Genomic DNA, 14,188 nt, shown 5'->3' with positions numbered 1-14,188 from the left:
GGGTATTTTTATGCAAAAATATCGATTTTAGCGGTTGACTTCCTCGCCGGCGCATGGGATAATCAGTACCGATAACGGCAGTACCTTTAACTCAGTCCAGAGAGGCTGGCAAGGTAGCGTGAACAGCAGCCGCGGTCAGGAAGAAGATTCAACCGGCATCCGGCGCAAGCGGCCGGGACATAGCCAGCAGCGCGGCCATTGAAGGTCATGCCTCTGGTTCGTCCCGCCGCGCGGCCCATCATGCCCTCTTCTCCTTGCGCGGCTTCTAAAGAACTCTCCTTGCTGATGTACCCGGCAAGGAGAGTTTTTTTTGTCCCGCTGACAGAGTATAAGCCTAACGAATCGGACCGGCTCCATGCCGGCCGGAAGGAGCAGCAGCCCCATGGTCCTGAACGAGAAACGAGCCATCATGGACGACACGGCCATCCGCCGTGGACTCACCCGGATTTCCTACGAGATCGTCGAAAAGAACAAGGGCATCGAGAACTGCGTGCTGATCGGCATCCGCACCCGCGGCGTCTATCTGGCGCGCCGGATCGCCGAGCAGATCCGCGAAATCGAAGGCACGCCGGTCGCTTGCGGCGAGCTCGACATTACGGGGTACCGGGATGACCGGCGCGTCGAGGGAGAGACGATCCGCTTCACGACGACGGACGGAGCCGGCAACGCGCTTCTGATCCATGACAAGCGCGTCATCCTGTTCGATGACGTCCTCTACACGGGCCGCACGATCCGCGCGGCGATGGACGCTCTGATGGATCAGGGCAGGCCGCAGTCGATCCAGCTCGCCGTGCTCGTGGACCGCGGACATCGGGAGCTGCCGATCCGACCCGATTATGTAGGCAAGAACGTGCCAACCTCCAAGGAAGAGAACATCCGCGTAGCGCTGACTGAAGTGGACGGGGAAGACATCGTGACAATCATTCATCAAGGAGGATGAGCGGATATGACGGCAACACAGCTGATGCAGAGGAGCCTGCTCGGGCTGAAGGGGATGGACCGGGAAGAGATCGGGTCCATCCTGTCGAGGGCGGCCTACTGGGAGCAGCAGAGCGTGAAGGTCGGCGAGACGCTGGCAGGGCGTTTCGTGGCGAATATGTTCTTCGAGAACAGCACCCGCACGCGATTCAGCTTTGAAGTGGCAGAGAAGCGCCTCGGCGCCGAGGTGCTGAACTTCTCCGCTGCGGTATCGAGCGTGCAGAAGGGCGAATCCATCTATGACACGGTAAGGACGCTGGAGTCGATGGGCATCGATGCGGGCGTCATCCGGCTGAAGCCGGCCGGCGTGCTGCAGGAGCTGGCAGAGCGGATCAAGGTTCCTCTCATCAATGCCGGGGACGGCAACAACGAGCATCCGACGCAGGCGCTGCTGGACATGTACACGATGCGCCAGCAGTTCGGCAGCCTCAGCGGACTCAGCGTCTCCATCATCGGCGACATCAAGCATAGCCGCGTCGCCAGATCGAACCTGATCGGCCTGCGCGAGATGGGCGCCGCGGTAAGCTTCTGCGCCCCGGACAACATGAAGGCCGGCGAGCTGGACGCTCCATACATCGGCATCGAGGAAGCGATCAAGGCGGATGTCGTCATGATGCTGCGAGTGCAGCTGGAGCGCCATGAGGACGGGATGATCAAGTCGGCGGAGGAGTACCGGCAGCAATACGGCCTGACGGCCGAACGGGCGGCGCGGATCGCTCCTCACGCCATCATCATGCATCCGGCTCCGGTCAACCGGGATGTGGAGATCGACGGCGATCTCGTCGAGCATCCTCAGTCGAGGATTTTCCCCCAGATGCAGAACGGGGTTCCGGTGCGGATGGCGGTCATCGAGCGGGCGCTCAGAGGCTAGCAGCTTTTACGAGAGGGGATTGAACACATACATGGCATACATCAAATGGGTAGTGAACGGCCTGGTCTGGAACGACGCGGCCGGCGAGCTGGAGAAGAAGCATATCCGCATCGAGAACGGCGTGATCGCGGAGATTCTCGGAGGAGAAGCTCCGGCAGCCGCCTCGGACGAGGTGCTCGACGCATCGGGCAAGCTGGTGTCGGCCGGCTTCATCGACATGCACGTCCATCTGCGCGACCCGGGGTTCACGCATAAGGAAGACATCGCTACGGGCACCCGCTCCGCAGCGGCGGGCGGCTTCACGACGATCGCCTGCATGCCGAACACGCGGCCTGCCATCGATACGCCGGAGACGGTCCGCTACGTGCTGGACAAGGCGCGTACGGAAGGCAACGGCGTCAAGGTGCTGCCTTACGCGGCGATCTCCAAAAACCAGCTGGGACGGGAGCTGACCGACTTCGCGGCGCTCAAGGAAGCCGGCGCGATCGGCTTCACCGACGACGGCGTCGGCGTGCAGCGGGCCCAAATGATGAAGGACGCGATGGCGCTGGCCGAGTCGATCGGCATGCCGATCATCGCGCACTGCGAGGATGACAGCCTCGTTGAAGGGCTGTACATATCCGAGGGCAAGTTCGCCCGCGATAACGGGATCAAGGGCATTCCGAACGAATCGGAAGCGATCCATGTCGGACGCGACGTGCTGCTCGCCGAAGCGACCGGCGTCCACTACCATGTGTGCCATGTCAGCACGGAGCAGTCGGTTCGGCTGATCCGCCTGGCCAAGTCGATCGGAGTCAAGGTGACGGCGGAAGTATGTCCGCATCACCTGGTGCTGAGCGACGAGGACATTCCGGGCATGGATTCCAACTGGAAAATGAACCCTCCGCTGCGCACGCCGCGCGACGTGGAAGCGGTGCTGCAAGGGCTCGAGGACGGCACGATCGACATGATCGTAACCGATCACGCCCCTCATGCCGAGGAGGAGAAAGCCCGCGGCATGCAGCTCGCGCCGTTCGGCATCGTCGGCTTCGAGACGGCCTTCCCGCTGCTGTACACGACCTTCGTCCGCACCGGCAAATGGTCGCTCGGCTTTCTGCTCCGCCGCATGACCGAGATTCCTGCTTCCGTGTTCGGCCTCGACAGCGGCCGCCTGGAAGCCGGAGCGCCGGCCGACCTCGCCGTTCTCGATCTGGAGAGCGAGCTTCCAGTCGAGCCCGAGAAATTCCTTTCCAAATCCCATAATACGCCGTTCGGCGGCTGGAAGCTTCACGGTTGGCCTGTCGCCACCGTCGTGGGCGGCAGCGTCGTCTGGTCCAACCATACAGCTTAAGGAGTGATACGGATGCAAGCTAGACTGATACTTGAGGACGGAACCGTATTTGCGGGCCAGTCGTTCGGCGCCGATACATCCAAACCCGGCGAGGTTGTTTTCAATACAGGCATCACAGGCTACCAGGAGGTTCTGTCCGATCCTTCCTACTGCGGCCAGATCGTCACGATGACGTACCCGCTCATCGGCAACTACGGCATCACCCGCGACGACTTCGAGACGGTCGCTCCGTTCATCCACGGCTTCGCGGTGCGGCGCCACGAGCCGGTGCCGAGCAACTGGCGCGCCCAGGTATCCCTGGACTGGCTGCTCAAGGAGCATGGCATCCCGGCGATCAGCGAGATCGACACCCGGATGCTCACCCGCAAGCTGCGCCACTTCGGCACGATGAAAGGCATGATCACGACGGGCAACGAGCGCGTCGAGGCGATCGTCGAGCAGCTGGCCGGCGCATCCCTGATGACCGACCAGGTCGCCCGCACGTCGACGAAGCAGGTGTTCACAAGCCCCGGCTTCGGCGAGCGCATCGTGCTCATCGACTTCGGCGCCAAGAGCGGCATTCTGCGCGAGCTGACCAAGCGCGGCTGCGACGTCGTCGTCGTGCCGCATGACACGTCCGCGGAGACGATCCGCCGCCTGAACCCGGACGGCATCCAGCTGTCCAACGGCCCCGGGGATCCGCAGGACGTTCCTTACGCGGTGGAGACCGTGAAGCAGCTGCTCGGCGAATTCCCGATCTTCGGCATCTGCCTCGGCCACCAGCTGTTCGCCCTCGCCTGCGGCGCGGATACCGAGAAGCTGAAGTTCGGCCATCGCGGCGGCAACCATCCCGTCAAGGAGCTTGCTTCCGGCCGCTGCTACATCACGAGCCAGAACCACGGATATACCGTGCCCGAGGCGTCGATCGCCGGCACGCAGCTGACCGTGACCCATATCAACAACAACGACAAAACGATTGAAGGCCTCAAGCATAACGAATATCCGGCTTTCTCGGTCCAATACCATCCGGAGGCGGCTCCCGGGCCGTTCGATTCCAGCTACCTGTTCGACGAGTTCCTGGAGATGATCCGCACCCACCGCCGCAACAACCCGTCCAGACCGCGCCAAGCCCAGCTGTCGGATGCGTCCAAAGGAGAGCTGCTGTATGCCCAGAAATAACCTGCTCAAGAAAATCCTCGTCATCGGCTCCGGTCCGATCGTCATCGGCCAGGCCGCCGAGTTCGACTACGCCGGAACCCAGGCCTGCCAGGCGCTGAAGGAAGAAGGCTACGAGGTCGTGCTGATCAACAGCAACCCGGCGACGATCATGACCGACACGAACATGGCCGACAAGGTCTACATCGAGCCGATCACGCTGGACTTCGTCTCCCAGATCATCCGCCAGGAGCGTCCCGACGGACTGCTGCCGACGCTCGGCGGCCAGACCGGCCTCAACATGGCGGTCGAGCTCGCCCGCGCCGGCGTGCTGGAGCGCGAGAATGTCAAGCTGCTCGGAACGCAGCTGTCCGCCATCGAGAAGGCCGAGGACCGCGACTTGTTCCGCGACCTGATGCGCGAGCTGGAGCAGCCGGTGCCGGAGAGCGTCATCGTCACTACGGTCGAGGAAGCGGTCGGCTTCGCGAACTCGATCGGCTATCCCATCATCGTGCGTCCGGCCTACACGCTCGGCGGCACGGGCGGCGGCATCTGCGCGACCGAGGAAGAGCTGCTCGAGACGGTATCGTCCGGCATCCGCTACAGCCCGATCGGCCAGTGCCTGGTCGAGAAATCGATCGCCGGCATGAAGGAAGTCGAGTACGAGGTCATGCGCGACGCCAACGACAACTGCATCGTCGTCTGCAACATGGAGAACTTCGATCCGGTCGGCGTGCATACGGGAGATTCCATCGTCGTAGCGCCGAGCCAGACGCTGTCGGACCGCGAGTACCAGATGCTGCGCTCCGCCTCGCTGAAGATCATCCGCGCCCTGAACATCGAGGGCGGCTGCAACGTGCAGTTCGCGCTGGATCCGTTCAGCTTCCAATACTACGTCATCGAGGTCAACCCGCGCGTCAGCCGCTCCTCGGCGCTCGCCTCCAAGGCGACCGGCTATCCGATCGCCAAGATGGCGGCGAAGATCGCCGTCGGTTATACGCTCGACGAGATCGTCAACCCGGTAACGGGACAGACCTATGCCTGCTTCGAGCCGACGCTCGACTACATCGTGTCCAAAATTCCGCGCTGGCCGTTCGACAAGTTCACGGGCGCCAACCGGAAGCTCGGCACGCAGATGAAGGCGACCGGCGAAGTGATGGCGATCGGCCGCACCTTCGAGGAGTCGATGCACAAGGCGATCCGCTCGCTTGAGATCGGCGCCCATCGCTTCCACTTGAAGGACGCGTCCGGCTTGTCCGACGAAGTGCTTCATTCCCGGCTTGCCAAGCCCGACGACGAGCGCATGTTCCTCATCGCCGAAGCGTTCCGCCGCGGCTGGACGCTCTCCGACATCCAGGACATCACGAAGGTCGACTGGTGGTTCCTCGACAAGATCGAAGGCATCGTCGCCTTCGAGGACGAGCTTCGCCGCGCGCCCGGCCTGACCAAGGAGCTGCTGTACCAGGCGAAGCGCAAGGGCTTCTCCGACCGCTCGATCGCCGAGATCCGCCGCGAGGGCAGCCAGTCGACGATGACGACGGAAGCGGAAATCCGCACTTTCCGCCACGAGCAGGAGCTGCGCCCGGTGTACAAGATGGTCGACACCTGCGCCGCCGAGTTCGAGGCGACGACTCCGTACTACTATTCCACGTACGAGGTCGAGAACGAAGTGCTGGAGTCGGACAAGGAGAAGGTGCTCGTGCTCGGTTCCGGCCCGATCCGCATCGGCCAGGGCATCGAGTTCGACTACTCCACCGTGCATGCGGTGTGGGCGATCCAGAACGCCGGCTATGAAGCCGTCATCATCAACAACAACCCGGAGACGGTATCGACCGACTTCAGCACGTCGGACCGCCTGTACTTCGAGCCGCTCTTCTTCGAGGACGTGATGAACGTCATCGAGCAGGAGAAGCCGATCGGCGTCATCGTGCAATTCGGCGGCCAGACGGCGATCAACCTGGCGGCTCCGCTGTCTGCCGCCGGCGTGCGCATTCTCGGCTCCAGCCTGGAGAGCATCGATACGGCGGAAGACCGCAAGAAATTCGAAGCTCTTCTCCGCAGCCTGGACATCGCCCAGCCGGAAGGCAGCACGGTGACCAACCTCGAGGAAGCGGTCGTTACGGCAGGACGCCTCGGCTATCCGGTGCTGGTCCGTCCTTCCTACGTGCTCGGCGGCCGCGCGATGGAAATCGTCTACTCCGACGAGGAGCTGGTCGGCTACATGGCTGAAGCGGTGAAGATCAATCCGGAGCATCCGGTGCTGATCGACCGCTACATGCTTGGCAAGGAAGCCGAGGTCGACGCGATCTGCGACGGCGAGACGGTTGTCATCCCGGGCATCATGGAGCATGTCGAGCGCGCAGGGGTCCACTCCGGAGACTCCATCGCGGTCTATCCGCCGCAGTCGCTCTCCGCCGAGATCAAGCAGCAGATCATCGACATCACGATCTCGATCGCCAAGGCGCTCAAGGTCGTCGGCCTGGTCAACATCCAGTTCGTCATCCATAACGACAAGGCCTATGTCATCGAAGTCAACCCGCGTTCCTCCCGCACGGTTCCGTTCCTCAGCAAGGTGACCAACCTGCCGATGGCGAACCTCGCGACACGCGCCATTCTCGGCACGAAGCTGGCCGAGCTCGGCCATGTCGACGGCCTCTGGCCGGAAGACAGCTTCGTCTCTGTCAAGGTGCCGGTATTCAGCTTCGCCAAGCTGCGCCGCGTCGACCCGACGCTGACGCCGGAGATGAAGTCGACCGGCGAGGTCATGGGCCGCGACGAGCAGTATGCGAAGGCTCTGTACAAAGGCCTTATCGGAGCCGGCATGAAGATTCCGCTGCAAGGATCGATCATCGCCACTGTCGCCGACAAGGACAAGGAAGAAGCGATCGAGCTGCTGAAAGGCTTCTACTCCATCGGCTACAAGATCATCGCGACCGGCGGCACGGCCGAGGCTCTGGAGAAAGCGGGCATCATCGTCCAACATGTGAACAAGCTGAGCGAGGGCTCTCCGAACATCCTCGACCTGATCCGCAGCGGACAGGCGCAGTTCGTCTTCAATACGCTCACCAAAGGCAAGACGCCTGAGCGCGACGGCTTCCGCATCCGCCGCGAGGCGGTCGAGAACGGCGTCGTCTGCATGACGTCGCTCGATACGGTCCGCGCGCTGCTGAGGATGCTGGAGACGATCAACTTCAGCTCCAATCCGATGCCGGTGCTGCAATAATTCCATCAGGTACGGCCAGCTCCTCGGCCCTGCGCCGGAACGCCTCCCATGGCGGGTCCGGCGCAGGCCTGCGGCGGATGGCCGTTCTCTATGTCCATACTATACGTTGAGGAGGAGCACACGTGAGCGTACAAACGTTGAGCCGCGAGCAGGCGGCGGGCAAAATAATGGTCGCGCTGGATTTCCCGGACGCGGCTTCGGCAGAGAAGCTGCTGGCCGCGCTTGAAGGCATTCCTTGTTATATGAAGGTAGGCATGCAGCTGTTCTATGCTGCGGGGCCGGATTTCGTCCGCAGCCTGAAGCAGCGCGGCTACAAAGTGTTCCTGGACGTGAAGATGCATGATATTCCGAACACGGTCAAAGGCGGAGCGAACAGCGTCACCCGCCTCGGCGTCGATATGTTCAACGTCCATGCGGCCGGCGGCCGCGACATGATGGAGGCGGCGATGGACGGAGTCGACGAGGCGCTGGATGCTGACTCCGCGCTGGCGCGTCCGACGGTCATCGCCGTGACGCAGCTGACCAGCACGAGCCAGGAGATGCTGAGCGACGAGATCGGCATCCTCGGCACGATGGAGGAGGCGGTCAAGCGCTATGCGCTGCTGGCCATCGCTTCGGGCCTCGACGGAGTCGTCGCCTCGCCGCATGAGGTGACGCTGGTCAAGGACTTCTGCGGGCCGACATTCCAGACGGTGACGCCGGGAATCCGTCCGGCCGGCGCCGACATCGGCGACCAGAGCCGCGTCATGACGCCGTCCGAAGCGCTTCGGGCGGGAACCGATTATATGGTCGTCGGCCGTCCCATCACGAAAGCCGCAGATCCGCGCGCCGCCATTGAATCCATTATCGAGGAGCTGATCAAGCCATGAGCACGATCCAACTGGAAAGCCTTCCGCGCGAAATCGCCGCCAAGCTGCTGGAGATCGGAGCGGTAGCGCTTCGTCCCGAGGAGCCGTTCACCTGGACCTCCGGGCTGAAATCGCCGATCTACTGCGACAACCGGCTGACGATGTCCTATCCGGAAATCCGCGAGCTGATCGCCGAGGGCTTCGCCGCTGTCATCCGTCAGAACTACCCCGATGCTGACGCGATCGCGGGCACCGCGACGGCCGGGATCCCGCATGCGGCCTGGGTAGCGCAGAAGCTGAACCTGCCGATGTCCTACATCCGCGACAAGGCCAAGGGGCATGGCAAGCAGAACCTGATTGAAGGCCGGATCGCCGAAGGACAGAAGGTCGTCGTCATCGAGGACCTGATCTCGACCGGCGGCAGCTCGCTCAAGGCCGCGCAAGCGGTCCGCGAAGCCGGAGCCGAAGTGCTGGCCGTCCTGGCCATCTTCACGTACCAGTTCAAACAGGCATCCGATGCCTTCGCCGAGGCTTCCGTGCCGCTGGAGACGCTGAGCAGCTATTCGGCGCTCATCGACGTTGCCGCCGAACGCGGCGTCGTCCAGAGCGGGCAGATCGACTCGCTGAAGGCTTGGCGCGAGGATCCGCAAGGATACGGGAAGTAAGGGCAAAGCTTGAGACTAAGCAATCTGGCCGGCTCCGCGAACAAGCGGCGCCGGCTTTTTTGTCGAGCAGGGCTTAACAAGGCTGCAGCAGAACTACTGGAACGGCATGAGAACATACAATAAGGAAGACATTCCCAATCCTCTCTGCTAAACTGCTGAAAGGGGTGGCAAAGCGAAGTGAAAGCCAAAATACTTGCCGGAATCATCGCGCTCCTGATCGCCGGCAGCTGGGTCGGCAATATCCTGTACGATCGGAGCGGCCAGCTGCAGGAGCCGCTGTTCATGAATCATGAAATCGTGACGGACAGCAAGGGTGGATGAATTTCTGCTGCTGCGGATTCCGTTCCGGCTGGCCAAGCTGCCGCCCGCGGAGGATGGAGAGAAAGGGAGGACCATCGATTGGAAAGTTTGAAATCTATCAGACGTTTGATGCCGGGAGAGCCGCTCCCTCTGGAGCTGCTGCTGCTTGCCGATCCCGACAGGGATCTGATCGAGGACTATGTCCCGCGCGGGGAGTGCTGGGTGCTGGAAGATGAAGAGGTCAATGCAGCCATCGGGGTATACGTCCTGATCCGTACCCGTCCGGCGACGGCGGAGCTCGTGAACGTGGCCGTCTCCGAGGCCTATCAGGGACGCGGCATCGGCAAGAAGCTCGTGCTTCATGCCGTCGAACGCGCTCGGGAAACCGGCATGGCGACGATCGAGGTGGGCACGGGCAGCACGGGCATCGGCCAGATCGCGCTGTACCAGAAATGCGGATTCCGGATAACCGGCGTGGACCGCGATTTCTTCATCCGGCATTATGAAGAGGAGATCATCGAGAACGGGATGGTTCTGCGCGATATGATCCGGTTCGCGATGGATTTGTAGATGTTGTTCATGTCAAATAATAACACTTTATTTCAATAGACTTTTCCCCTGCCAGCGCCGATAATAGATTGGGAGTTTCTAGAGATAGAGGTACAATCGACATAAGTTGGGGGATATGGACATGGCAAACAAATTCATCCGCACGGCTGGGATAATGCTGGCTTCCGCGGTATTGGCCACCGGAGCAGCAGGCTTGGCGCCGGCAGCATCGGCAGCGAAAGCTCCGATCAGCGTAACCTTGGACGGAAAGCTGCAAAAATACGATCAGTCTCCGATCCTGCTGGAAGGCTCCACGATGGTGCCGCTGCGAGGCATTTTCGAAGGGCTCGGAGCGAAGCTGACCGTGTCGGGCAAAAAAATCACGGCGGTCAAAGGGCGCAAAACCGTCGTTCTGACGATCGGCGAGAAGACGGCGGCTATCAACGGCCAAAAAGTAACGCTGGCCCAGCGCTCCGTCGTGCTGAAGGGGCGGACGCTCGTTCCTCTGCGCTTCGTCGGCGAAGCGCTTGGAGCGCATGTCAGCTGGAACGCCTCCAAGTCCCTCGTGACGATCACGAGCCAGACGCCGGCAGAGCTTCAGCTTGAGCTGGACGGATACGCCAACGGCTACGTCTTCAAGCAGGATATCGCCGGTCTCAAGGGACTGATGGCGGAGGGCTGGAAGATCGCGCAGAGCAAGGCGCCGGTACTGAACAGCGTCGGATTCCGCAACGAGGAGATGATCCGCTTTTTCCTCGATCAGGGAGCATCCGTCCAGACCGCCGATCTGGACGAGAACGGCCAGACGGTGACGGTGTTCGATGTCGTTTCCTATCCGTACAAATTCACCGCGACGGGTTATGCGGAGACGACGGAAGAGGCGGATCTGGCGACCGTGAAGCTTCTGCTCAGCTATAAGCCGGATATTCCGGCCATGGAAAAGGCTTACGGCTCCGTTCTGTGGCATGCCATCCTGTCCGGCAGAGCCTCTATCGTGACGGAGCTGCTGAAGGCAGGCGCCAGCGTCAAGGCAAACGATGCGGGCGATTATTTCCCGCCGCTCATCGCGGCGACGACGGCGGTGGACAAGGACGGCAAGCGCATGCCTTCCATGGTGGAGCTGCTTCTCAAGAGCGGCGCGGATGCCAACGATTGCAACTGCGATGCTTCCCAGGACTACACGCCGCTTGAAAATGCCAGCCGTACGATGTACGACGAGGATGAGTACGGAGAGTCCGTAGCCTATGACCCCGATCCGGCCGTCGTGAAGCTGCTGCTGCAGTACGGAGCGGATCCGAAGCGCGACAATTCCCTCTATGAGGCTGTCGGCGCGGGCAGCCTGGAGATCGCCAAGCTGCTGCTTGCAGCCGGCGCCGATCCGAACAAAGTCTATCCAAGCGCGGAGGAAACCCCGCTCGAATATGCCAAGGCCATCGAGGATGCGGACATGATCGCTCTGCTCGAGGGAGCCGCCAAGCAAGCGTAAGGCGGCAGTTTATAGAATTAGCTCTGATGAAAATGAAAATGGACTCATCCATGGATAGTCAGGAGGCGGCGGGCATGGAGCTCAACCTTGCGGATAGACTGCAGGAAGCCGTATCCCTGCGAGCAGGAGGCGACGCCGAGAAGGCGCGCCTCCTGCTCGCGAAGCTGGCGGCAGCGCATCCCGAGGACGCGCAGGTATGGTATCAGCTCGCCTGGACCCATGATTCGCTCGGGCTGGAGTCGGAGGCGGTGCCGCTCTACGAGAAGGCGCTGTCGCTCGGCCTGCCCGCAGAGGATGACGCAGGCGCGAGACTCGGCCTCGGCAGCACGCTGAGGACGCTTGGCCGGTACGAGGAATCGGAGAAGCTGCTCCGGGAGGCTGCGGCGAAGTACCCGCAGCGGCGGGAATTCAACGTGTTTTTAGCGATGACCCTGCATAATCTCGGCCTTCATGCGGAGGCGATGGAGCTGCTGCTCGTGCAGCTGGCCGAGACCAGCTCTGACGATGGAATCTCTTCGTACGGGCGGGCATTGAGCTTCTATTCCGACAAATTGGATCAGGTTTGGAATTGAAAAAAACTCTTTACGTTCCGTTTTTTGCCATGTAATATGTTACATCAAACGGAAGGGTTTCTAGGGATCCGGGAAGCGGGCCGTCATGCGGCGCCCTTTCTTCGTCCGAACCGAGCGAAACCGCCGCGGCGCGATAGGCCGTGTACACCGTAGGGATAAAAGACCTTCGGAAAGTTCCGCCTGCTGGTCAGGCCGGCTTTTCGGAGGTCTTTTTTTGCTATATCGATACCCGGACTGAAGGCCTGATTCCAGCAGAAATCATAGACAGATAGGGGCGTCGGACATGAAGGTGCTTGAGACAAAAGGGCTGAAGAAAACGTTCATGGTCAAGCGCAAGCAGCCTGGCCTCGGGGGAAGCTTCCGCTCGCTGTGGAAGCCGGAGTGGGGAGAGAAGGAAGCGGTGAAAGGAATCGATCTGGCGGTGGAGGAAGGGGAAACGATCGCGTTCCTCGGTCCGAACGGCGCAGGCAAATCCACGACGATCAAGATGCTCACCGGCATCCTGCATCCGACCTCCGGGGAGGCGAAGGTGCTTGGCTATACGCCCTGGCAGGAGCGCGGACGCCTGGCTTATCTCATCGGCACCGTATTCGGGCAGAAATCGCAGCTGTGGTACCACTTGCCGCCGAGCGATACGTTCGAGCTGATGAGCCGCATCTACGAGCTGGACCGGGACGTCTACCTGAAACGGAAAGCTTCGCTCATCGAACGCTTCTATCTCGGTCCGTACCTGAACGTGCCGGTCCGGAAGCTGTCGCTCGGAGAGAGGATGCGCTGCGAGATCGCGGCTTCCTTCCTGCACGGACCGCGGCTGCTGTTCCTCGACGAGCCGACGATCGGGCTCGACGTCATGATCAAGGAGCGGATCCGCGACCTCATCGCGGAGCTGAACCGGGAGGAAGGGACGACGGTCTTTCTGACCTCGCATGATGCGGGGGACATCGAGAAGCTGTGCCGCAGAGCCGTCGTCATCCATCACGGGGGCATCATGGTCGACGGGCCGGTGGAGAGGCTGAAGCGTGACATTCTGAGGTACAAGACCGTGACGGTCAGGCTGGCGGGAGAGGGTAGAGGCTCCGGAGCGGCGATTCAAGGCTTGGCCGGAACGGAGCTGCTGGAGGCGGAGGAAGGCGTCCTGAAGCTTTCCGTCGATCTGACGAGGACCGACATCGAAACGGTGCTGTCCCGGCTCATGGGCAGCATCCGCATCGCGGATGTGACGATCGAGGACCCGCCGATGGAAGAGGTCATCAAGACGCTCTTTGCCCGGAGCCGCGATCATGATCTCGCTGACGGGACGCCGATTGCCGGGGAAGGACGGGGGCTGCCATGAAGATTGAAGTCCGGAAGCCCGCTGCCGGCCAAGGATATGATTCGGGCGTCGGTCGCGGATGGGAGCGGCGGCCCTATTCCTCGCGCAAGGAAGCGATGGTGCTGAAAGGCCGCAAATACGCCGCCGTAGGCTCCATCACCTTCAAGCAGCAGACAGCCTACATGGCGGACTTTCTCATCCGCTCCGTCTTTCTCCTGCTGATCCTGTTCATCTTCATGCAGCTGTGGAGCGCCGCCTATAGCGGGCAAGGGGGAGCGGAGGCGAGCATCGGAGGCTTCGTCCTGAGGGACATCATCTGGTATCTCGTCCTGACGGAGGCGTTCACGATGGCCTGCCCCCAGCAGTGCACGAGAATCGAGGAGGAGGTCAAAAGCGGAGGCGTCGCCGTCCGGCTGCTGACGCCGATCTCCTATGTCGGCTATCAGTATTTCTCCTATATGGGCGAGGCGCTGCTCCGCTTCGCCGTCAATCTCGCCGCAGGCACGCTGATCGGCTGGCTGATGGTCGGGCCGCCGGACTTCGGCTTCGGCTGGGCGGGCATGGCGGCGCTCGGCCTCGGCTCCTTCACGATCGCTTACCTGCTCAACATGTCCATCGCGCTGTGCGCGTTCTGGGTCGAGGAGACACGCGGCCTGGAGTTCGTCCTGCAGAAGCTGCAGTTCACGGTCGGAGGCATGCTCATTCCTCTGGATCTCATGCCGCACTGGCTGCAGCAGATATGCGCCTGGCTGCCGTTCCAGGCGGTGCTGTACTTCCCGGCGAAGACGGCGGTGGGCGGAACGGATGTCCTGGGAGCATTTCTCGGCATCCAGATGATCTGGATCGTGCTGCTCGGCGCGCTGGTCGCCTGGATCTACTCGAGAGGAGTGAGAAGGCTGAATGTCAACGGAGGTTAGGAA

General features: G+C 61.8%; 13 protein-coding genes. All 13 read left to right on the top strand.

Annotated features, from left to right (window positions below):
• Positions 1 to 382 precede the first annotated feature (382 nt).
• Positions 383 to 940 (top strand): bifunctional pyr operon transcriptional regulator/uracil phosphoribosyltransferase PyrR, encoded by a 558-nt coding sequence (gene pyrR / locus ACLBWT_RS01910; RefSeq protein ID WP_447661400.1) that lies wholly within the window; start codon positions 383 to 385, stop codon positions 938 to 940.
• A gap of 6 nt (positions 941 to 946) precedes the next feature.
• Positions 947 to 1,849, top strand: a complete 903-nt coding sequence (locus ACLBWT_RS01905; protein ID WP_447661399.1) for an aspartate carbamoyltransferase catalytic subunit — start codon at positions 947 to 949, stop codon at positions 1,847 to 1,849.
• A 31-nt stretch (positions 1,850 to 1,880) separates the two neighbouring features.
• The gene (locus ACLBWT_RS01900; RefSeq protein ID WP_447661398.1) at positions 1,881 to 3,179 is read left to right on the top strand and encodes a dihydroorotase; all 1,299 of its coding nucleotides are present in this window, start codon (positions 1,881 to 1,883) and stop codon (positions 3,177 to 3,179) included.
• 12 nt (positions 3,180 to 3,191) lie between these two features.
• Complete coding sequence (locus ACLBWT_RS01895; RefSeq protein WP_447661397.1) at positions 3,192 to 4,337, top strand: carbamoyl phosphate synthase small subunit; 1,146 nt, start codon at positions 3,192 to 3,194, stop codon at positions 4,335 to 4,337.
• Positions 4,324 to 7,536, top strand: coding sequence for a carbamoyl-phosphate synthase large subunit (gene carB, locus ACLBWT_RS01890; protein ID WP_447661396.1), 3,213 nt, complete (start codon positions 4,324 to 4,326; stop codon positions 7,534 to 7,536). Before ACLBWT_RS01895 ends, carB begins: the two co-directional genes overlap by 14 nt.
• Before the next feature lie 122 nt (positions 7,537 to 7,658).
• Positions 7,659 to 8,405, top strand: coding sequence for an orotidine-5'-phosphate decarboxylase (gene pyrF, locus ACLBWT_RS01885; protein ID WP_447661395.1), 747 nt, complete (start codon positions 7,659 to 7,661; stop codon positions 8,403 to 8,405).
• Entirely contained in the window at positions 8,402 to 9,049 is a 648-nt protein-coding gene (gene pyrE, locus ACLBWT_RS01880) for an orotate phosphoribosyltransferase (protein WP_447661394.1), read from the top strand. Before pyrF ends, pyrE begins: the two co-directional genes overlap by 4 nt.
• 177 nt (positions 9,050 to 9,226) lie before the next feature.
• Positions 9,227 to 9,370: a hypothetical protein gene (locus ACLBWT_RS01875; RefSeq protein WP_447661393.1), complete on the top strand. Its 144-nt coding sequence runs from the start codon at positions 9,227 to 9,229 to the stop codon at positions 9,368 to 9,370.
• A 108-nt stretch (positions 9,371 to 9,478) separates the two neighbouring features.
• Complete coding sequence (locus ACLBWT_RS01870) at positions 9,479 to 9,919, top strand: GNAT family N-acetyltransferase (RefSeq protein WP_447661676.1); 441 nt, start codon at positions 9,479 to 9,481, stop codon at positions 9,917 to 9,919.
• A 121-nt stretch (positions 9,920 to 10,040) separates the two neighbouring features.
• A complete protein-coding gene (locus ACLBWT_RS01865; RefSeq protein ID WP_447661392.1) occupies positions 10,041 to 11,384 on the top strand; it encodes a stalk domain-containing protein in 1,344 nt (447 codons plus the stop codon).
• A 74-nt stretch (positions 11,385 to 11,458) separates the two neighbouring features.
• A complete protein-coding gene (locus ACLBWT_RS01860; RefSeq protein ID WP_447661391.1) occupies positions 11,459 to 11,956 on the top strand; it encodes a tetratricopeptide repeat protein in 498 nt (165 codons plus the stop codon).
• A gap of 283 nt (positions 11,957 to 12,239) precedes the next feature.
• On the top strand, positions 12,240 to 13,289 hold the full coding sequence (locus ACLBWT_RS01855; RefSeq protein ID WP_447661390.1) for an ABC transporter ATP-binding protein: 1,050 nt from the start codon (positions 12,240 to 12,242) through the stop codon (positions 13,287 to 13,289).
• Positions 13,286 to 14,185: an ABC transporter permease gene (locus tag ACLBWT_RS01850; protein ID WP_447661389.1), complete on the top strand. Its 900-nt coding sequence runs from the start codon at positions 13,286 to 13,288 to the stop codon at positions 14,183 to 14,185. The genes ACLBWT_RS01855 and ACLBWT_RS01850 overlap by 4 nt, the downstream gene beginning before the upstream one ends.
• Positions 14,186 to 14,188: the final 3 nt, after the last annotated feature.

It is taken from the genome of Paenibacillus sp. D51F (genome assembly GCF_053345695.1).
This window is presented reverse-complemented; position numbering and strand designations above follow the sequence as displayed.